17 protein-coding genes are annotated in these 19,901 nt (G+C 59.5%); 5 read left to right on the forward strand and 12 right to left on the reverse strand.

Annotation, left to right across the window (positions count from 1 at the left end; genetic code table 11):
* Positions 1-23: 23 nt before the first annotated feature.
* A complete protein-coding gene (locus tag ACXAH0_RS20900) occupies positions 24-1,190 on the reverse strand; it encodes a glycosyltransferase family 4 protein (protein WP_475194823.1) in 1,167 nt (388 codons plus the stop codon).
* Between the two features lie 115 nt (positions 1,191-1,305).
* Here ACXAH0_RS20900 and ACXAH0_RS20905 point away from each other — a divergent pair, with 115 nt between their 5' ends.
* The 4 genes from ACXAH0_RS20905 (at position 1,306) to ACXAH0_RS20920 (ending at position 6,680) form a co-directional block, all read left to right on the forward strand.
* Positions 1,306-2,340, forward strand: coding sequence for a glycoside hydrolase family 5 protein (locus ACXAH0_RS20905; RefSeq protein WP_475176589.1), 1,035 nt, complete (start codon positions 1,306-1,308; stop codon positions 2,338-2,340).
* Between the two features lie 47 nt (positions 2,341-2,387).
* The gene (locus ACXAH0_RS20910) at positions 2,388-3,476 is read left to right on the forward strand and encodes a GumK N-terminal domain-containing glycosyltransferase (RefSeq protein ID WP_475194826.1); all 1,089 of its coding nucleotides are present in this window, start codon (positions 2,388-2,390) and stop codon (positions 3,474-3,476) included.
* 295 nt (positions 3,477-3,771) lie between these two features.
* Complete coding sequence (locus ACXAH0_RS20915; protein ID WP_475194828.1) at positions 3,772-5,250, forward strand: lipopolysaccharide biosynthesis protein; 1,479 nt, start codon at positions 3,772-3,774, stop codon at positions 5,248-5,250.
* 227 nt (positions 5,251-5,477) lie between these two features.
* Positions 5,478-6,680 (forward strand): hypothetical protein, encoded by a 1,203-nt coding sequence (locus tag ACXAH0_RS20920; RefSeq protein WP_475194829.1) that lies wholly within the window; start codon positions 5,478-5,480, stop codon positions 6,678-6,680.
* Between the two features lie 91 nt (positions 6,681-6,771).
* On the opposite strand, the gene ACXAH0_RS20925 is transcribed toward ACXAH0_RS20920, so the two are convergent.
* From ACXAH0_RS20925 to ACXAH0_RS20965, 9 genes are all read right to left on the reverse strand, one after another.
* Positions 6,772-8,181 carry an aspartate aminotransferase family protein gene (locus ACXAH0_RS20925; protein WP_475194867.1) on the reverse strand — a complete coding sequence of 470 codons (1,410 nt, stop codon included), beginning with the start codon at positions 8,179-8,181 and terminating at the stop codon, positions 6,772-6,774.
* 59 nt (positions 8,182-8,240) lie between these two features.
* On the reverse strand, positions 8,241-9,254 hold the full coding sequence (locus ACXAH0_RS20930) for an NAD-dependent epimerase/dehydratase family protein (RefSeq protein WP_475176570.1): 1,014 nt from the start codon (positions 9,252-9,254) through the stop codon (positions 8,241-8,243).
* Positions 9,251-9,688 carry an EamA family transporter gene (locus ACXAH0_RS20935; protein WP_475176566.1) on the reverse strand — a complete coding sequence of 146 codons (438 nt, stop codon included), beginning with the start codon at positions 9,686-9,688 and terminating at the stop codon, positions 9,251-9,253. The genes ACXAH0_RS20930 and ACXAH0_RS20935 overlap by 4 nt, the downstream gene beginning before the upstream one ends.
* Positions 9,689-9,833: 145 nt before the next feature.
* Positions 9,834-11,138, reverse strand: coding sequence for an FAD-binding protein (locus ACXAH0_RS20940; RefSeq protein WP_475194830.1), 1,305 nt, complete (start codon positions 11,136-11,138; stop codon positions 9,834-9,836).
* A 5-nt stretch (positions 11,139-11,143) separates the two neighbouring features.
* Positions 11,144-12,580 (reverse strand): UbiA family prenyltransferase, encoded by a 1,437-nt coding sequence (locus ACXAH0_RS20945; RefSeq protein ID WP_475194833.1) that lies wholly within the window; start codon positions 12,578-12,580, stop codon positions 11,144-11,146.
* A gap of 237 nt (positions 12,581-12,817) precedes the next feature.
* Positions 12,818-13,615, reverse strand: a complete 798-nt coding sequence (locus ACXAH0_RS20950; RefSeq protein ID WP_475194835.1) for a class I SAM-dependent methyltransferase — start codon at positions 13,613-13,615, stop codon at positions 12,818-12,820.
* Entirely contained in the window at positions 13,612-14,664 is a 1,053-nt protein-coding gene (locus tag ACXAH0_RS20955) for a glycosyltransferase family 4 protein (RefSeq protein ID WP_475194837.1), read from the reverse strand. The genes ACXAH0_RS20950 and ACXAH0_RS20955 overlap by 4 nt, the downstream gene beginning before the upstream one ends.
* Before the next feature lie 4 nt (positions 14,665-14,668).
* Positions 14,669-15,067: a 6-pyruvoyl trahydropterin synthase family protein gene (locus tag ACXAH0_RS20960; protein WP_475176543.1), complete on the reverse strand. Its 399-nt coding sequence runs from the start codon at positions 15,065-15,067 to the stop codon at positions 14,669-14,671.
* Between the two features lie 36 nt (positions 15,068-15,103).
* On the reverse strand, positions 15,104-16,108 hold the full coding sequence (locus ACXAH0_RS20965; protein ID WP_475194839.1) for a zinc-dependent alcohol dehydrogenase: 1,005 nt from the start codon (positions 16,106-16,108) through the stop codon (positions 15,104-15,106).
* A gap of 165 nt (positions 16,109-16,273) precedes the next feature.
* Here ACXAH0_RS20965 and mdoH point away from each other — a divergent pair, with 165 nt between their 5' ends.
* A complete protein-coding gene (gene mdoH, locus ACXAH0_RS20970) occupies positions 16,274-18,049 on the forward strand; it encodes a glucans biosynthesis glucosyltransferase MdoH (RefSeq protein ID WP_475194840.1) in 1,776 nt (591 codons plus the stop codon).
* Between the two features lie 540 nt (positions 18,050-18,589).
* Here mdoH and ptsN read toward each other — a convergent pair.
* Complete coding sequence (gene ptsN / locus ACXAH0_RS20975) at positions 18,590-19,057, reverse strand: PTS IIA-like nitrogen regulatory protein PtsN (RefSeq protein WP_475176532.1); 468 nt, start codon at positions 19,055-19,057, stop codon at positions 18,590-18,592.
* Positions 19,058-19,121: 64 nt separating this feature from the next.
* A complete protein-coding gene (hpf, locus tag ACXAH0_RS20980; protein WP_475176528.1) occupies positions 19,122-19,709 on the reverse strand; it encodes a ribosome hibernation-promoting factor, HPF/YfiA family in 588 nt (195 codons plus the stop codon).
* Positions 19,710-19,901 lie beyond the last annotated feature (192 nt).

The following is a 19,901-nucleotide window of genomic DNA, read 5'->3' on the forward strand; positions in this document are numbered from 1 at the left end:
CGGACGATCCCAGGGACAGACAGCTATCGCGCCAGAACGTCCCGATAGAGCGCCTCATAGAGCGCCGCCTTGGCGTCCCAGCCATAGCCCGCCACAGCCTCCATGACCGCACGGCGCACTCCAGGCCTTTCGGCGAGGTCCCTGTAAGCGGCCGTGACCGCCTCCGCCGCCTGGCGGGCATTTGCAAAATCAAGCGTGCTGATCTGGGGGTGCTTGTCCCCAAGGCCCACAAAAGCTTCGTTGGCCTGCACCACCGGCACAAGACCCGCACTCATGGCCTCGATCAGAACCAAGCCGAACCCCTCATACTCCGATGCACTGACAAACAGCGAAGCCTGACCCATCAGATCCCGGATCTGAGCGTTTGGCAGCCCCACATGAAGATGGACATGCCCGGACAGACCCCGGGCCGTGATCTGGTCTTGAAGCGCCTGCCGGCTCAGATCGGATTCCATGCCCGCAATATCGAGATGCCACTGCGGGTCCTCCCCTGCCAGGATCTCCATCAGGCCCATCAGCCGGTCCAGCCGTTTGTTGGCGGAAAACCGGCCCAGGGTCAGCAACCGCTTTTGCGGACTGGGGGCACTGGCGTTCCGGAATTTTTCCAGCGCCACACCGTTTTCGATCAGGCGGGTTCTCTGTGGTGCGACCTTATTGAAAAGATCAAGATCACTTGAACTGCAACACGCAAGCGCTGCATAGCCGCGGCTGGTGGCACGGGTCAGGGAATTGAACCAAACGGCCTTGAGCCGCGCGAAGGTCCGGGTGTGAAAAAAGCCCCCATGGGTGGTGGCCACCAGCGGCTTGCGGTGAACAGGCTTTGTCAACGCCAGAAAGTCGAAGAAGAAATCGACCGCATGCACATGGACCAGATCCGCGCCGCCAATCCGGCTTAAAACCGAGGGCGCCAACGGATAGCGTGCGCTGCCCCGGTAGGGAATGCGGGTAATCTCAAGCCCGTCTATCTGCTCCCGGTGCGCCAGCCGTTTGCCAGGGTCCGTAAACAACCGGTCGAGCGTCACGATGGACACCTGCGCGAAGCTCTCCTTTTGCCTGGTTGCAAGATTTCTGACCACATCCTCAAGCCCGCCAACGCTCGGTGCATATTGGCGCACCACATGCACAATGCTCTTGTCATTGAGCAGATCGGTGCCGCCTTCAGCTTGGGCAGGCAGGCTGACTGTGTCCATCAGGGACCCTTTACGAAAATGTTTCGGCAAGACTAATCGGGTAATACGGTCGGAAAGCAAGCTATCATCCGCCCCTCAACAAGACCTTTATTGAGATTTCCGAGCCACACCGACCATGCTGACGCAGATTCCGATCCGGCTTTTGGCCTTTTGTCTGGCCGCCCTGCCCCTGACGGCCAATGCAGCCTCCTGCCTGCGCGGTGTCAATCTGGCCGGGGCGGAGTTCGGCGACCCCGGGTCCCCCCATGGCAAAGGCTATATCTACCCCTCCGAGGCCACCCTTGACTGGGCCGCCCGCCAGGGCATGACAGCCATCCGCTTGCCGTTTCTCTGGGAGCGGCTGCAGCCGCAGCTGTTTGGGGCCTTTGACCCGGATGAACTGGCCCGGCTGCAGATCACTGTTGCGGCCGCCAACAGCCGGGGCCTGAGCGTCATTCTCGATCTTCACAATTATGCAGCCTATCGCGGCGACAGGCTGGGAACGGGTGCTCTGACGAAAGAGGCTTTTGTGGACGTCTGGCGCCGTCTCGCTCCTGTTTTCGCGGGCAATGACCAGGTTGTTTTCGGCCTTATGAACGAGCCGGTCGAGGTCAGCGCACAAGACTGGTTCAACGCGGCTCAGGCGGGCCTGCAAGCCCTTCGGGAAAGCGGGGCGGGTCAGCTGGTTCTGGTGCCGGGCACCCATTGGAGTGGGGCCTCACACTGGTTCGACCCCGAAGAGGGCGGCTCCAATGCGGACAATTTCAAGCGCTTCGCAGACAGCCACAACAGGTTTGCTTTCGAGTTTCACCAATATATGGACGCCAATTTTTCCGGCACCCAGGCCACATGCCCGCGCGCCAAAGACGCGGTTCAGGCGCTTCAGGAGGTGACCGGCTGGATGCGTCAGCACGGTTTCACCGGGTTTCTGGGGGAATTTGGCGGCAGCGCGTCGCCGGATTGTCTGGAGGCCCTGAAGGAGGTGGCGGGGGTTCTGCAAGAGAACCGGGATGTCTGGATCGGCTGGACCGCCTGGGCCGCCGGGGAATGGTGGGGCGATTATGCCTTGTCCCTGCAACCCGACGGAGACACCAACACGCCCCAGCTGGAGGTCCTGAAACCGTATTTCAGCACCGCATCCGTCCAATGCGGGCCGAAGGCAGGCAAATGATGGCAACGCAAAGCCCGTGTTTTCAGTTTGCGGTGAGGAACACCTGAATGCCCAACTCCATTCTTCTGGTCTCACGCCATGACTACCGGACCGGCTGGCGCGCCAATCTGCATTTTCTGGCCGATGCCTATGTGGCCCTCGGAGACAGGGTCAGCTTTGTCTCTGCCGGGTTCAGCCCACTCTCCCTGCTGGCCTCGGACCACCGCAAGCACCTGTTCAGAGCTGCAAACCGATGGGAGGAGCACGCGGGGGTTGCGTGTTTCCTCTGGCGCTCTGCGCTCCATCCTTTCGGCAAAGGCCTGGGTGCGCTTCGCCCCCTCACCAATGGCCTGTTCCGCTGGTGGATCACCTCCCCTTGCGCTGAACTGGACACCGCCGCAGCAGAAGCGGACCTGATCCTTGTGGAATCCGGCCTCACAGCCGCCCTGATCGGGCGCTTGCGCAAAGCTGCTCCCAAGGCAAAGATCATTTATCTGGTGTCCGATCTGCTTGAGACCGTCGGTGCCCATCCGTTTATCGCCGGGCAGCTGTTCCGGGACCGGAAGGCCATAGATGCGATCGTGGTGTGCGCCCGCGCCATGGCACCGCATTTTGACAACTTTGGACGGCCGGTCCATTTCATTCCCCACGGAATTGCCAAATCCGACTTCAGCGAGATCGGCCCGACCCCCTACCGGGCCGACACGAACATTGTGACCGTCGGCTCCATGCTGTTTGATGCCGGTTTTTTTCAGACCGCCGCCGCAGCCTTTCCCAAGGTTCAATTTCACCTGATCGGTACCCCGGCGCTTGAGCGCGTCCCGGCCAATGTCACCGAATATGGGCGCATGCCGTTCAAGGACACTTTGCCGTTCTTGAAATATGCCGATGCGGGGGCTGCGCCCTATCATGACCAGAACCATGCGGAGTATCTGAGCGATTCCAGCATGAAGCTGATGCAATACGGGTATTTGAACCTTCCTGCAATCTGTCCGGATTTTGCGGCCGGGGGCAAGGCCAACCGCCATGGCTACCGGCCCGGAGACCGGGCATCGATTGAAGCGGCGGTTCAAAAAGCCCTGGAAACACCCTTTGCCGCACCCGGAGACGAGGTACTGGACTGGACGGATGTGGCGACCCGCTGCAAGGCGTTGTGATCTCTTGCCCGCGTGGTGAATTTGAAATACGCCTCATTTTGGCAGGAACCGCCGGAGCGTCTTTCAAATTCGAAAACCACACTAGGAACATAAATTTGCTGGTCACTTTCTTGGATCCAAAGTTCGTTCAGAGCTTGCCGGGAAATGTGACGAACTTCAGAGTCAGGTGACTGGATGCTCAAGAGATATTAAGCCTTTGCGCCGTATTCCCTTAAGTCATACAGTCCCGCGCCAGCCGAGGCGGCCGGATCAGACCACAAGCTGCAAGACACCAGAAAGGGCGACAGGGAACCCGATGGCCTCCATGCTGCGCATGTCCATTGTGAATACCTCTGCAGGTATGCTGTCAATGCTCGCCGGATTTGCAAGCAGCATCATCGTGGCGCGCACGCTTGGGGTCGAAGGCACGGGGACAGTGGCCTATGCCCTTTGGTTCATGACCGTTGCAACGCTTGTATCAGACCTGGGTATGCCCCAGGCAGCTCTGCGTTTCATTGCCAGGGACACCGCGGGCGGCCAGGGCCGGAGCCCGCTCTTCCGCCAGCTCTTTTTCCGTTTTCTCGCCGCGTCTTCCCTGATGACCCTTGCCATAATCGGATATGCCCTGGTCCTTGCCCGTCAGGACAATGCGCCGGGGGCCTTTGTCTGGGCCGTGACGAGTGTGCTTTTCCTCAGCTATGCCTATTCCACGCTGGTCATTGGCGCTGCCCAGGGGCTTGGCCAGTTCGACCGCGCAGCCCGCATGACCCTGACCGGCTGTCTGTTGCAGCCTGTTGTGGTCCTTGCCGGCGCGCTGGCGCTCGGCCCGGCCGGAGCCATTTTGGGACATGCTGTCCGGCATTTGCCCCAGGCGCTGGATCTGAAGCGGTATCTTGGCCCGGCCGGGTCCGGCACTGAGACCGGAGCAGCTCCGTCTGTCCCCCTGACCCAGGAGATCCGGCGCTATGCCCGCAATAACTGGATCTCCGGCAGCATCCTCGCCCTGTTCGGCGTCCGCATCGAACTTGCCATCATCGGCTTTTTCTTCACCCTGACCCAGGTCGGTTACTACGCGATCGGCCTGACCATGTCCGGCATGGTGGTGCAGCTCTCCCTCTTCATCGTTGCCTTTGTGATCCCACGCTTTGGCGTGCTGCATGATCAGGCCGATGATGAAGCCTTCCGAAAGGCGTTTGACGGAACGGTCCGCTGGCTGACGATCGTCATCGCCCCGATCACCATCGGCGGCGCCGCGATTGCACCGGAGCTTATTCCGCTTGTTTTCGGGGCCGATTTCCTGCCCGCCGTCTGGCCTGCCAGCGTGCTTCTGATCTTTTCCATTCCCATGGCCCTGTCGGCAGTCATTTCCCGAGCCATTCTGGCCAAGAACAGGAGCCGCGACGAGTTGCGCATGACCTTTGCCTGGTGCGCAGTCACGATTGCTGCGCTTCTGGCCGTTATACCCGCGTCCGGCCAGATGGGGGCTGCCTGGGTGCGCGGCGGTGCGAATGTGCTGCAACTGGTAATCCTGGCGGTCTATTGCCACCGCTGTTTCAAGCTTTTCCTGCCGCTCAAAACCCTTTTGAAAAGCCTCATCGCTGCGGCCCTTTGCGCTGCAGCAGCTGTCATTGTTCTGAACACAGTCTCAAGCCCGTGGAACTTGCCGCTGGCCATCCTGGCCGCAGCCCCGGTCTATCTGACGGCGCTTGTCTTGCTGCGTACAGTGCCCGTTGCGGAGCTTGCCCCGCTTGTTGAGGCCTTCAAGTCCCGCTTTGGCCGGAACCGAGCGACCTGATGCCAATCTCCGTTGAGAGGGGCCATCATATCAGGTTCTATCATGTGAAATCGGTATGCGTGAAAAGGCCAAACACGCTCATGTTTGGTTAATCAATAATCAACAGGCTGTTTCTAAGCTCCCGACCAACATTTGAAAGACGGATCGGCCAGGGGCCCCAGGGACGGAAAGCTGAGTTCCAGTCCGGACCGCGCCAGCTGATCACAGACCAGAAAGACGGCACGGCCATGACCTTGACTGATGTATTCGGCGACCGGTTCGGATCTTTTCTAAGGGCCATCGGCAGATTGTTGACCCGCAAAACCATGGGCGCCCTTGCAGCCGGACTTTATGGCGGGGTCGTTCTCGGCACCCTGGCGCTGGCCTATTTCAATCCGGTCTATAACTGGGACATCCTCGCCTATGTCGGCATTGCGGCGGAGAACAGCCTGGGTCTGGAGACCGCCGAGGACATCCATGCCGCCGCCTATGGCGAGGTCAAGGAAGCGGCGTCAGATCTCCAATTCTACAAGGTCACCGCCAGCATTCCCTACCGTGTCGGTCAATATGAGAATCCGGAGCATTTTGTGTCCCTGTTCCCACTCTATCAGGTCAAGGTCGCCTATATCGCGGCCATTGAACAGCTGGGAGCCCTGGTGGGCCGGGTTGAGGCAACAACGCTGATTTCAAGCCTGTCAGCGGCACTTGTCGGGGCTCTCATTTTTGCCTGGAGCCTGCGGCACGGTTTTGTTCAGGGGCTGTTCCTCATCGCCCCCGTCTCGGTGCTCACCGGCTATGTGTTTTCCGCCCGCGAGGCAACGCCCGACCTGATGATGACGGTGTTCAGCCTGCCCGCCATCTATTTTGTCAGCCGGGAAAAACCGCTGCTGGCCGCGCCGTTTCTCTATCTGATGTTTCTTGTGCGCCCGGATGGTATCCTGCTGTTCTTCGCCCTGCTTTTGGCAGCCCTTGCAGTCAACCGGTTCCGCCTTCTCTATCTGGCGTTTTTCGGTGCCTGTGTGGCGCTGTATTTTCCGGTGGTTGGCTCCGTGGACCACCCGGGCTGGTGGCCGCATTTCTATTTTTCCAACATCGAATATCAGGACGACCTGCGCGGCTTTGACCCGGCCTTCGATGCGGTGCTCTATCTGAAAGCGCTTGCCATCAATCTGGCCCGGACCGTCCAGGCCTATGACTGGCTGATGATCCTTGCGGTGATCCTGTGCGGTTTTGCCCTGCTGCTGCGCTCCGGCCGCCATGTCAGTCAGGGGCAATGGATGGCCGTGATCGCCCTCACCCTGTGTATCGGCGGTAAATTCGTGACCTTTCCCCTGCCGGACGACCGGATCTATCTGCCCTATATGCTCCCGCTTCTGATGGTGGTGATGCATATCTGGAAACCGGATTTTTCCTATCCGGACACCGAAGAACGGTCTGCAGCGTCACAATAATACATAGCGTAAATCCGCCCGCTAGAGCACAAAAGAGGACGCCCGCTCGTTTCAAGCGGGCGTCCTCTTTTGCAAACGGGCCGGAGGGCCTTCAGGAGGCCTGGGACTTAATGAAGCCCTGCACGATGCTGACGATGCCTTTGGACAGAAGGTCATCAAGGGCGTTGCAGAATGTGTCCACGTTCTGCCGTGTGCAAATCAACGGCGGCTCCAGGCGGATGACATTGCGGTTATATTCCGTGAAGGCGACCAGAATATAGTAGTCCCTCAGGAGCTGCGCACCGATAAAGCCGGAGAGCGAGCCCTTCAGCTTGTCATCCAGAAGGGCCACCATGGGCCTGAGCACCATAGGCATGGTGCGCGAGAAGTCCTGGAATTCCAGACCAACCATCAAGCCCTTTCCGCGCACATCCTTGATGATCTTCGGATACTTGTTCTGAAGCGCTTTCAGGCGGGTGATCAGATAGTCTCCCACCTGCGCGGCATTGTCGATCAAGTCCTCGTCGTAAAGAACATTGAGGCCTTCGATCGCGGTTATGCTCGCCTCTCCCATGCCGCCAAAGGTGGCCTGAGCATGGATCATGGCGGTTTTCGGCGTGCCATAGGCTTTCATGTAGACGCTGCTTTTCGCGATCATGGCGCCCACAGCCGCCTTGCCGGCGCCCAGGGATTTGGCCAGCGCCGTGATATCGGGAACAACGCTGTAATGTTCAAAGGCGTAGAACTTGCCGGTGCGGCCATAGCCGCACTGAACCTCGTCGGCAACCCAAAGCACATCGTGCTTGTCGCACAGGGCCCGCACCCCTTTCCAATAGCTGTCCGGCGCGGAGATGATGCCGCCACCACCCTGGACCGTTTCCAGAACAACCACGCCGATATCGGGATCGGATTCAATGGCCCGGGTCAGGGCCTCCAGATCGCCAAAAGGCACCTTTACACGGTTGTCCACCAGCTTGAAGGACCCTTGATAAAGATCGGAATCGGTGATCGAGAGAACACCCTTGGTCTTGCCGTGAAAGGCATTTTCGGCGTGCACGATCTTGCAGTTGGTCCGCCCGGAGGCGCGCTCGGCAAGCTTGACGGCCGCTTCCATGGCCTCTGATCCGGACGACCCCAGAAACACCATGTCGAGGTCGCCCGGCGAACATGCCGCAAGGTTCTTCGCCAGGGCAGAGGCATATTGCGACAGGAAGGCTATGGCGATTTCGTGCCGGTCTTCCTCCTGAAATGCCTTGCGCGCAGCCAGCACGCGCGGGTGATTGTGCCCATGGGCCAGCGAGCCGAAGCCGCCGAAAAAGTCCAGGATCCGGCGGCCATTCTGGTCAACATAATACATGCCGTCGGCACGCTCGATCTTGACCTTGTGAAAGCCGAGCAGCTTCATGAAATGAAATTGACCCGGATTGATATGGGCCTTGAAGAGATCAGCCATGGTCTTGGTGTCCATGGCCTTGGCGTCTTCCACACTCATTAGATCCGGTTTGGAAGACGTTTGTGGCATAAGATCTTCACCGACAAGATCGTCGACAGGAGCGGCTTGGGTCTGCGTCATGGGTAATCCTATTCTGCCGGTTGAGCGTTGCCATGGTTGACGCCGTTGCCGGCGGCTTTCTGGGCCCGGTATTCGTCATAGGCGGCGATCAGCATATCCTCATCCCGGTAGGCGGGCACCCAGCCGAGATCCCGTTCCCCCTTGGAGACATCCAGAACACACATTTCGTCGGCAATCAGATACTGCTCCGGGTCCATCAACGGCAGATTGACAGCATCCAGCAGATCCAGCGTCCGTTTGACCGCAAAGCCCCAGGTGGGCACCAGAAGCGATTTCGACTGAGCATGTTTTACCAAATCGCCAAGCAGCTTGCGGACTGGCGGCGGATTGATCGAGCCGAGATTATAGGCCTCATTCGGCACATCCGCCATCCAGGCCTTGTAAGCCGCATCGGCACAGTCATAGACCGAAATGAACTGATAAGGGTTCTTGCCGGAGCCGATCATGGGAACCGGCAGATTCATGTCGATCAGTTTGAACAGCTTGGTCAGGATGCCCAGACGGCCCGGACCGATAATCAGGCGGGGCCGGAACAGAGTGATGTTCATGCCGCGTGTGCGCCACTCACCCGCCAGAATTTCCGTATCCAGTTTGGACTGGCCGTATTCACCGAGCGGAGCGACCGGATGGTCCTCGGTCATCGGATATGTGACCGTATGTCCGTAGACCATGTCGGTCGTGTAATGCACCAGCTTGCTGGCTCCGGCCCGGTCCATCGCCTCGATGATGTGTTTCGTGCCGTCGTAGTTGACCGGATAGAAGAATGCATGCCGCTTGGCACGTACCTGGATCGGCGACAGCATCTTGGCCGAGAGATTGTAGACCATATCTCCCGCCGACATGGGAATGGCAGCAACCGAATCCGGATTGGTAACGTCGCATTCCAGGAACGTGGCTTTGGGATAGACTTGGCGGTTGGTGTCCGCGATGTCGGCGACAATGACCTCTTCGCCCTCTTCGGAGAGCCGTTTCGCCAGTTGACGGCCGACAAACCCGTCGCCGCCGAAAAGAATGTGTTTCACTTTGAGCTCTCCTCAAGGTCAACCGTTTGCATCTTTGTCTGGGTTCCGGCCTGCGCACCGTTTGACCCGCCCTGGGCAATGCAGACCGTGCCGGCACAGATCAGCGCGATGCCGAAAACCCGCATGGTGTTCAAATCTTCCCGGAAGATGAAATAGGCATAGACCGCCACCACCACATAAGCGAGCGACAGGAACGGATAGGCGTAAGACAGCTCCACCTTCGACAGGACATAGAGGTGCGAAGCCATCGAGATGACGAAGGTGCACAGCCCCAGAAAGACAAAGGGGGTGAACACGACCTGTAGCAATTTGATGATCAGGTTGCTGTGCAGCGTGCTGAGGTCGCCGATCCGGGTCATGCCCATTTTCAGCATGATTTGCGCAGCGGCATTGGTCAGAACGGTAAATAATATGAAGGGAAGATAGGAGCTCATGAAGGGCTTCTCCGCACACGCTGAATTCAACGTCGGCACTTTCCCTGAATTTCCATTAGATTATCTTAATTGCGATGCAAATTTGAACAACAGATTTTCTATGAATAACAAAGTATTACGTCACGTCTCCGTCATTCATAAACATTCACTTTACGAGGGCCGTTCTGCGCCAGAAATCGGATAACAGCGCCGGATCACGCAAGGTTTCAAGGCGCTGCCACTGGGGAAAAGACGCCTTGAACGTGTCAGCCGACATGCGGCGATCCTTGTAAGGATTGACTGCCCCGCCCGCCTCCAGCGTAATCTCGTCCAGCTTCGTCAGCAGTTTGAGGGTTTCCAGCCCCTTGTCTGGAAAGTCGAGCGTCAGCGTATAGCCCGGACGCGGAAAACTCATGAAGCCTGGGCTGTCAACAGCGCCGAACCGTTTCAGCACGGTCAGAAATGACCCGTGCCGGTGCTGGCGGGTGCACTCCAGAAGCGCTGCAACAGTCTCAAACCCCTGTGCCTCCGGGATCACGCTTTGGTGCTGATGCAGTCCACGCGGCCCATAGAGGCGGTTCCACCGTCCGATGCGGTCCAGGGGAAAGAAGAATGTTTCGGAAGCCACATCCCGGACCGATACGCCTTCCGGTGCGCCGCAGAAAAATGCTTCGTTGAAGAGTTTCAGGAACGGCCCCTGCAAGGGGGAAACCGGCAGGGTAAACGGTACGCTGAGCCGCCGGGCCGCCCTTGTGTCCAGGTGGCCGCCGGAGAGCAGGTGATCGCCTGCAATCAGATGGCCCCGGCCGAACTGTCTGCCCTTGGCGAGGGAGTCGATCCAGGCCACCGCATATTCATGCGTCTCGTCGGCCTTTGGCGCCAGCTCAAAATAGGCCTCCAGTGATGTGAAGCGGGTGGTTTTCTGACGGATTGCCGACGCCCCCACATGCATCAACTGCAGTTTAGCCTTGCGGATCAGGCCGGTCAGGCCCAGACCGCCGATTGTGGCGGCAAACAGTCCCGTCTGATCCTCCGGGGTGAGCACCAGCTGCCCCCGGTCGGACCGGTCCAGATGGATCTCCAGGACATGGCAGCCGAATGTGCCCTTGCGGTGATGGTTCTTGCCGTGAATGTCATTGGCAATCGCGCCACCGACGGTCACGAACTGGGTACCGGGCAGGACTGGCGGAAACCATCCGAATGGCGCCGCAGCGGCAAGGATGTCGGCAAGCAGCGTGCCCGCTTCAGCCTCCAGCTGGCCGGTGATCTTGTCAAAGAAGAGTATCCGGCCGGACGCCTGACTGGTGAGCGCCTTGCCCTGCGCATTCAGGCAACTATCGCCATAGCTGCGGCCATTGCCATATGGCAAGGCCCCACCCGGGGAAATCGCAGTTGCAAGATAGTCCTCCGGCAGCAGGATCTCCGGATTTTCAACGGACAAGCCGCCCCAGCTTTGCACAGCCTTCGCCACGGAGGTCACCAGATAGCTGCAATGAGAAACAGAAGCGCGCCGCAGCCGATCATGAGCTGGCTGCGCCAGTCCCGCAAGATGAAGACAATCGGGTCTTCATGCATTTCATTTCGCCGGGCCAGAATCCAGATGCGCATGATGATGTAGAGAATGAGCGGGCACAAAAGCCAGATCAGCTCCGGAAAGGAATAGGCCTGCTCGATGGCCGGGCTCTGGATATAAAGCGCCAGAACCAGAACGGCTGCAAAGCCGGAGGTCATGCCCGCCTGGGAGATCGCTTCAAGATCCACATGCCGGTAACCCCGTCCGGTTACCGCCCGAGACGCCGTTTCCCCGACCTGCTGCAGCTCCGTGAAGCGCTTCACCAGCGCCAGGGACAGGAAGAAGAAGACGGAAAAGGCCAGAAGCCAGAAGGAATATTCGATACTGGCGGCCACCCCGCCAGCCAGAACCCGGATCGTATAAAGGCCGGCCAGAACAAAGACGTCGAGCAGCAACATGCGCTTGACTGCCATGGAATAGGCGGTGGTGATGAACAGGTAGAGCATCAGCACCCCGGCAAATTCAATCGGCAGAAACGCGGCCAGCGCGAAGGCGGTCGCGACAAGGCCCAGCGCCAGTAGCAAACCCGCCGGAACGCTGAGGCGCCCGCTCGCAAAGGGCCGTTTGTATTTGCTGCTGTGTTTGCGGTCCGCTTCCAGATCCATCAGGTCGTTGAGAATATAGATTGCCGACGCCGCCAGCGAAAAGGCTAGGAATGCCAGAAACGCGCTGAGGAGAACGGCCCCATGGAAGATCTCGTGGTCCAGAATGGAGGGCACGAACACAAGAGTGTTCTTGATCCACTGGTGCGGACGCATGGCATGCAGCGCAGCCTTGACCTGGCTGTCCGCTGCCTCGATCCGCTCCGCGCCGGACTGGGCCTGCCATTGGCTGGCGGCCCGGTCCGGAGCCACCACTGTCGCCTCCACAGCCGCACCGAACAGGCAGATATCATGGTGGGAATTGCCGTAATAGTCGAACCCGTTGGCGTCCGCCTCCGCCTGGATGCGCGCCAGCTTCCGCTCCGACGTCAGATTTGTGGCCTCGTCCGAGGCCAGAACAGCGTCAAACAACCCTAAATGCCCGGCAACCGCCTGTGCCAGGCTGTCCGTCGACCCGGTCGCCAGAACGAGCCGCCGCCCAAGGGCTTTTTCATCTTTCAGCCGGTCCACGACCTCGCTGCGATATGGCAAGGAGGTGACATCAATGTCCGCCGCTTCGGCAAGCCGTGCCTTGGTATAGGCAATCCCGTTCAACAGCCAGCCGAACAGCGCAAGGATCACCTCCGGCTTCCGGCGCAGCGCCTGAAACAGGCTCTCCCAGAGCAAATCGGTCCGCAGCAGGGTCCCATCCAAGTCCACATAGATGGGCCTATCGGTGCTCTTTAAACGCTGATCCATTCCACTGTCTTCACAAAAGCATCTTTGAAGCGACCAGCCTTTCAATGCCAAACCGTGTCCCGTTGCACATTGGCTGATCTTGTGTCTCACTGTCAGAGCCTTAGCAAACGTTTCTTATCATGCGCTTTAGAACACCCGGAACGAGAGCAGAAAAAGAACATTTCCCGCAGAAATACTGCCGCTTCGGCCGAATTGGTGAAATTATACTTAGCAAACGCTTAACATCAGCGGCGGCGGTCAAACGGGCAGCGCGGCGAAATCCACATGGCCCACCGTGACTTCAAGCGCGCCGGTGCGGATCTCCCTTTGACGCTGCTTCCACCAGGCCCCGACAGCCTCGCCGTCCAGGCCGCTCTTGCGGCCCACACCGGCCCAGCCTTCCAGAAATTCCAGAAGAAAGGCGCTGTCCTGCGCACCCGCCTGCCAGTCCGAGCGTCCTTGGACCACCCGGTAGCCTTGCGCCTCAAACAGGCCGATGGCTGTGGCTGCCGCCTCCGGCCCAAGAGCCGGACCAAAACCCTTGTCGCTGCGCTGGTCCCGGTTCATCGCCTCCCGCATTGCCCCGTCCAAACCGGCGTCCGGTGCGAAGCTCGCCCGTCCGTCATAGGTGAGACTGGCCAGGAACGGTTTGCGCGCCTTGGCCACACATGTGGCCAACCGGGCGAGGAAGGGTTCCGAAACAAGATCCAGAAAGGCAGACGTGGTCACCCCGTCAACCCCGGCAAAGGGAAGGCTCTCAAGGTCTGCGGCCAGATCAATCTGCTGGAAAGACACCTGGTCCTGGTCCTTATCGCTCAGGCGGGCGGACGCCGCGCCAATCAGGGCCGGATCATAGTCGGTCATCCGCCAGGCCGTCGCCTCCGGCAGCCGGTCCCGCAGGGCCGCCCGGGTTGAACCTGCGCCGCTGGCCAGATCCAGCAGCTTCACGCCATCTTCCGGACACTGGGCCAGAAAAGCCGCCTCCACGTCCCGGTTGCGGGCCGCAAGGTCCACGGGCTCGCGCAAGGCCAGCCACTGGCTCGAAAATCCACTCATTGATGGGCCTCCTCAAGGGCCGCGGCAAAGCGCCCGGCAGCCGCCTTCCAATCTGGCAGAGCTGCTGCGGCTTTCCAGGCTGCCTCTGCCATATTCGTACGTTGGTCTTTGTTGCCGATCAGCAGCGCCAGAGCCTGGCGCAACCGGTCCGTGTCCTCCGTTCCGCAATAAAGCGCAGCATCTGGTGGCAAGGTTTCTTCGACCGCGCCAGCGCCACTGCCGATAACCGGCAGTCCATGGGCAATCGCTTCCGTGTAGGCCATGCCATAGCCCTCATAGCGGCTGGCAAGAACGAAGAGATCCGCCTTGCGGTAAAAGTCCGGCAGGCTGGCGGAGGGTACAGCACCGTGGAAAGTCACCCGGTCACCGAGACCCAGCTTGTCAGTTTCAGCTTGAAGCCGTGCCGCACAGTCCGGATCAGCCTCCTTGCCGCCGACAATGTCCAGATGCCAGTCCTGGTCCTTAAGCTCTGCAAGCGCGGACAAGAGCAAGTCATAGCCCTTTCGCGGCACCAGCGTTCCGACGCTGAGCAGCTGGACTGCCGGGCCCGGACTGTGTGGAAAAGGGGCCGGCTTATCGGTTCCGGGCAGAACAACCGCAATCTTGCCGTCCGGAACCTCAAAGAGGTCCTTGACCTGATCTGCCGTGGCCGGGCTGGTCACGATGATATGATGGGCAAAACCAAGCGCACAATTCTCGCGCACCCTCAGACTCTCAGCCCGTTGCAGCGTCAGACCGGTCTCCTGGCAAAGGGGATGGTGAACAAGCGCCACGAGGGTCAGCCGCTGGGCCAGCGCTTCTGCAATCATGTCGAAGACACCGAAGGCGAGCCCGTCAATGGTCAGAAGCGCCCCGTCCGGAACCAGATCCAGCACCGCCTGAGCCCGGACGAGATCGGCCTCGGCCGGGAAGGGAAAGCCGCCGCCAAGCGACAGCGGATGAACGTCCCAGCCAAGCTCTTCCAAGCCGGCAATGATCCGGCGGTCATAGCCATAGCCCCCGGTTGGCGTGTCCAGGTCACCGGGATAGGCAAAATAAAGTGTCTTCAAAGGATCAGATCCGGGCTTCATACCAGGCGCGGGCCACATGGGACTCCGAAATGGAAATCCGGATGGCCGACAGTTCCGAGCCCGACCGCCCGAGGCGCCCGTCACGGGCAGCCCCCGCCAGATGATCATGAATGTGCTTGGTGAGGAACTCGGTTGTCGTGTTGACCCCGGCAAAGGCGGGAACCTCATCCAGGTTCTTGTAGTTCAGGGGCTGCAGAACTTCCTTCAAAACCTCGTGGGCCCGGCCGATATCAATCACAACGCCATTCTCATCAAGGCTTTCGGACAAAAAGGCGGCATCCACCACAAAGGTTGCGCCATGCAACGCCTGAGCAGGGCCAAAAAGCTCCCCCTTGAAGGAGTGGGCAATCATGACGTGGTCGCGAACTTCTACTGCAAACATGGTCTAATCCTGAAAGGGTCGGGAAGGAACCGGCCGTCAGGCGGCCGGGCAAGAGGGATCGTCATAAACAACAAGCGCTGCCAGGACATCCGCATCCCTGGTCAAAACTTCGGGAAGGCGTTCGGGCAGAGCCTGGAACGGCAGGCGGTGTGTGATCAGATGATCAAGCGCCGGGTCCTGCAACAGGCCCAAGGCGGTTGTCAGCCGGCGTTTGAAGGTCCAGCGGGGCTGGCGCTCAAAGGGAATGGTTCCAACCTGGCTGGACACCAGTTTCAAACGCCGTGAATGAAAGTCAGCCCCAAGCGGCACCGCCACATTCTGGGTGCCGTACCAGCTCATTTCAATCACGGACGCGCCATCCCCGGCGCAGGAGAGCGCCGTTGACAGGCCCTCGGCGCACGCGCTGGCATGGAACACCAGATCCTGGTTGCACGGGGCCTCCTGAGGCAGCGCAAAGGCAAGCCCCAACGCCTTTGCCGTTGACGCGCGGGCCGGGTTCACATCCACCAGCGTGACCTGTGTCGCGGGCATGCGGGCCGCCAGATAGGCCGTTAACAGCCCGACAACTCCGCCGCCAACCACGCAGATGTGATCCCCAGGTGATGGTTTTCCGTCCCATATAGAATTGAGCGCTGTCTCCATATTGGCAGCAAGAACAGCACGTTCGGGCGGAAGACCGGCTGGAACCGGCACGCAGGCGTGAGACGGGAGCGAAAAAAGGCTTTGATGGGGAAAGAGCGAAAAGACGGTCTGGCCGACCAGGTCGGGCTCTCCTTCCACGACGGTGCCTACATTGGCGTAGCCATATTTAACCGGGAAAGGAAACTCGCCAGCCTGGAACGGCGCGCGCATGCGCTGCCACTCGCTTTCGGGGACAGCACCGCGAAAAATCAGACTTTCGGTGCCCCGGCTGATGCAACTAAAGCGCGTACGCACCAGCACCTCGCCACATTTTGGTCTTTCCAGCGACACCGGATCAAGCCCGCAAACCTCGCGCTCTCGATACCAAAGGGCCTGGGCCGCGCCCGTTTTCCCAGTCAAATCAAAACTCTCCGTCATTCACGCAACGTTCCGGATCTTGAAATTTTACATTGTCAACAATAGGCCACTTTGGCATGTGAACTATCGTCATGAGTGCCCTTTTTGAAAGTCAAAAATATGTTCCGAGCTTTTGGCCCAGTCATTTCACTTGCAAAACCGCCCCACATGACAGTTCGCAGATGCATTTTTGCAACTCTTCTTTTGGTCAGTTTCGTTGCGTTAACAGCTTTGATGGCCGCAACACTGTCCCCCGGAGGCCTGTCTCCGCTCGATTTGTTCATCCTGCTGTGTTTCATGATCACCCTACCCTGGACCATTATCGGGTTCTGGAATGCGGTCATCGGTCTGCTGGTGATGCGGCTCGCCCGCGACCCGATTGAAGCTGTCTCGCCACTCCGCCCCGGGGATCTTGAGGGTCCCTTAACGAGTTCAACCGCGCTTTTGTCCTGTGTCCGGGATGAAGATATAGCCGCACTGGAGACACATCTCAGCGCCATGGTGAGTGATCTCCTCCAGACCGGGCACGGCGCCCATTTCAAGCTTTATGTGCTGAGCGACACGTCCCAGGACGACATCGCCCTGCAGGAGCAGGAAATGACCGCCCGCCTGCAAGAACGCTTTGACGGTCAAATGCAAGTCGTCTACCGGCGCCGCAGCCTGAACACCGGTTTCAAGGCCGGCAACATTGAAGACTTCTGCGATCGTTGGGCCAGCCAGCACGATTTCGCTCTTGTGCTGGATGCGGACAGCTTCCTGTCGGCCGAGGCGGTCATCGGTCTGGTCCGCCGGATGGAAGCGAACCCCGCGGTCGGCATCTTGCAAAGCCTCGTCGTCGGCCTGCCGACGGACAGTGCCTTTGCCCGTGTCTTCCAGTTCGGCATGCGCCTCGGCATGCGCTCCTACACCATCGGCAGCGCCTGGTGGCAGGGCGATTGCGGTCCCTATTGGGGCCACAATGCGCTGTTGCGGCTGCAGCCGTTCAAGGAGCATTGCCGCTTGCCGGTTCTTCCGGGCAAAGGCCCGCTGGCCGGTACGATCCTCTCCCATGATCAGGTCGAGGCCGTCCTGATGCGCCGGGCCGGTTATGAGGTGCGCGTGCTGCCTCTGGAAACCGGCAGCTACGAGACAAACCCACCCCATCTTCTGGAGTTCATCCGCCGGGATCTACGCTGGTGCCAGGGCAATCTGCAATACCGCCGCCTGCTGGGTCTGAAGGGGTTGAAACTGGTCAGCCGGGCCCAGTTGTTCCTGGCCATGCTAATGTTCCTGGGCTCTCCCGCCTGGATCGGTTTCATGGTTGCTTCGGCCGTTCTGGGAATGACCACAAATTATGCACCCTACCGGGCGGATACGGGGATAACCCTGTTCATAACCATTTTGAGCATGGTGTTTGCCCCCAAACTGGCGACCGTTGCCGACGTTCTGGCGCGCAAGGATCTGCGCCAGGCCTTTGGCGGCCCCGTGCGCATTCTGGTCAGCACCGCAGGCGAAATCCTGTATGCCTCCATGCTGGCCCCGATCATGGCCGTCGCGCACACGCTGTTTATGGGCGGGCTTGTTGCCGGCAAAACCATCGGCTGGGGCGCTCAGGCCCGCGGCGTCGCCCGCCTGCCGCTCGCCCTGGCCACCGGAAAGCTGTGGCCGCAGACCCTCTTTGGCCTTCTGGGCCTCGCCTGGCTGATCCATCAGCCGCTTGAGCTGGTCTGGCCGGTTATTCCGATTGCTGTCGGGCCGCTTTGCGCCATCCTTCTGGCCGTTGCGACCTCCACCAAAACCCTCGGCAAACTGGGCATCCGCTCAACACTTTGGCGCATTCCGGAAGAAACCGCCCCGCCCCCCGAACTGGCCAGCCTGCACCTGCCCGCGCTTGCCAAGAACCCGGCTCCGGCCACAGCCGAGCCCGCCCTGGTGCGGACCGGCGCCAAGCCAGCTGAGGCTTGAATGTGTGACAGGGCGGCCGCCGAGCCGCCCTTCCTGTTTGCGCACAGCCCCTCTGGGGTCCTCAAAGAACCGGCGCGAAGCCGGTCTTTTTATGATCGGGTTTGAGCTGCAGAGAACGGGAGCGTGCCGCGTTCATCGAGTTTCAAAAGGCTTTGTCTTTTGCGTTGAACCCCGTGATGTCAGGCAACGAAAGACAAAACCCGTCAAACACACTTTACTCTAACAGCCCATCCTGCAAGGCTGAACAGCTTGAAAGCAACCAAGACGCGGCGCGCCTTATTCCCGCCTCAACAAATAAGACCCTATTCGACCGTGACATGAGAGCGCTCAGAAAAAAGCGTGTTACAGGGCGATGCGGGGCATCGTCCAGGACGCGCGACACGGCGGAACGCTTTCATGCCGCAGCCTTCGTTGGTTTGTCCAGGCCCGCCGGGCTGTGTCACGCCGCTTGCCAGGCCAACCAAGGCCGGTCTGCGCGCCTCTCCGAGCCGGAGAACCTGAAAAACCGATCCGATAGCTGCTTGATTGGTAAGGTTGGTACTAAGCTGCGTTGGAAGAGGTCAAGGACTGGGTCAGATAGCCGTAAATTTCCTGCGGATCGGAGGACGCCCGCACCCCTTGGGTGACGGCCGCATCCCGCAACTGGCGGGCAATCCGCGCCAAAGCCTTGAGATGATCGGCACCGGCACCTTCCGGTGCCAGCAGCAGGAACACCAGATCGACCGGCTCATCGTCGAGTGCATCAAAATCGACCGGTTTGTCCAGTTTGGCAAACAGGCCCACAAGGCGGTCCAGACGCGTCAGCTTTCCATGGGGGATAGCAATGCCATGACCGACACCGGTGGAGCCCAGACGCTCGCGCTGCAGAAGCGTTTCGAAAATTTCGCGTTCCGAAAGACCGGTCAGCTCTGCCGCCCGCGCGGACAGTTCCTGAATTGCCTGCTTTTTGCTTTTCGCTTTCAGGTCGGCAATGACCGCATCTTTTCCAAGAAGATCGCCAAGATCCATTCGTTTGCCTACAAGTTTCAGAAGCCGGCCCCGGCAGGGTGCCGGCTTCTAGCGCTTCAAAGTATTATTCCGCAGCCTGAGTGGCCACCAAGGCCGGATCGATCCAGCCTATATTCCCGTCCGGCCTGCGGTAAACAACATTTACACCGCCATTTGCCGCATTTTTAAACAATACGACCGGGGCTTCGGTCAGATCCAGTTCCATAACGGCCATGCCGACCGTCATGGTCTTCACCTTGGCCGAGGTTTCCGCAATGACAAGCGGATTGAAATCCGCCGGCACTTCCTCGTCTTCCTCCGGAGAGGCGAGAACGTAGGACGCAGCCTCAAACGCGTCGCGACCGTGGCCATTGTGGCCGTGATGGTCTTTCAGCTTGCGCTTGTAGCGGCGAAGCCTTTTTTCGATCTTGTCCGCAGCAGCATCAAAACTGTTGCGCGGGTCTGGATCTTGCGCAGATACCTGTAACACGATTCCCGTGTCCAGATGCAGGCTGCATTCCGACTTAAAGCCTGTACCTTCCCTGCTGAGCGTAACGTGGCCAGTGAATCCACCCGTGAAATATTTCGACAGGGCATCTTCAATTCGGTCTGTGACGTGAACGCGCAGTGCATCGCCGACATCAACATGTTTACCCGAAATCCGCAAAGCCATGGGGACCTCTTCTTTTTCTATAGGCCGATATGCCACCGGATTGTGCCGGTGTTGAGACGCGAAACGTCTCAAGTCCACAGAATGGACCAGTCAGCGCTAGAGCGCCATCCCCTGATTACGTCATGAGGGCGGTGCTATAATTGCGCTAACGCAAAGTGTCAATTCTTTGTAGATAGGTGTGCACGGCTGAGA

This window comes from Roseibium sp. AWQ4_290, from assembly GCF_056160985.1.

Bases quoted from the DNA above. Each gene is read 5' to 3' on its own strand.
- ACXAH0_RS20900 (WP_475194823.1), bottom strand. From the start codon at position 1,190: ATGGACACAGTCAGCCTGCCTGCCCAAGCTGAAGGCGGCACCGATCTG.
- ACXAH0_RS20905 (WP_475176589.1), top strand. From the start codon at position 1,306: ATGCTGACGCAGATTCCGATCCGGCTTTTGGCCTTTTGTCTGGCCGCC.
- ACXAH0_RS20910 (WP_475194826.1), top strand. From the start codon at position 2,388: ATGCCCAACTCCATTCTTCTGGTCTCACGCCATGACTACCGGACCGGC.
- ACXAH0_RS20915 (WP_475194828.1), top strand. From the start codon at position 3,772: ATGGCCTCCATGCTGCGCATGTCCATTGTGAATACCTCTGCAGGTATG.
- ACXAH0_RS20920 (WP_475194829.1), top strand. From the start codon at position 5,478: ATGACCTTGACTGATGTATTCGGCGACCGGTTCGGATCTTTTCTAAGG.
- ACXAH0_RS20925 (WP_475194867.1), bottom strand. From the start codon at position 8,181: ATGCCACAAACGTCTTCCAAACCGGATCTAATGAGTGTGGAAGACGCC.
- ACXAH0_RS20935 (WP_475176566.1), bottom strand. From the start codon at position 9,688: ATGAGCTCCTATCTTCCCTTCATATTATTTACCGTTCTGACCAATGCC.
- ACXAH0_RS20945 (WP_475194833.1), bottom strand. From the start codon at position 12,580: ATGGATCAGCGTTTAAAGAGCACCGATAGGCCCATCTATGTGGACTTG.
- ACXAH0_RS20950 (WP_475194835.1), bottom strand. From the start codon at position 13,615: ATGAGTGGATTTTCGAGCCAGTGGCTGGCCTTGCGCGAGCCCGTGGAC.
- ACXAH0_RS20960 (WP_475176543.1), bottom strand. From the start codon at position 15,067: ATGTTTGCAGTAGAAGTTCGCGACCACGTCATGATTGCCCACTCCTTC.
- mdoH (WP_475194840.1), top strand. From the start codon at position 16,274: ATGACAGTTCGCAGATGCATTTTTGCAACTCTTCTTTTGGTCAGTTTC.
- ptsN (WP_475176532.1), bottom strand. From the start codon at position 19,057: ATGGATCTTGGCGATCTTCTTGGAAAAGATGCGGTCATTGCCGACCTG.
- hpf (WP_475176528.1), bottom strand. From the start codon at position 19,709: ATGGCTTTGCGGATTTCGGGTAAACATGTTGATGTCGGCGATGCACTG.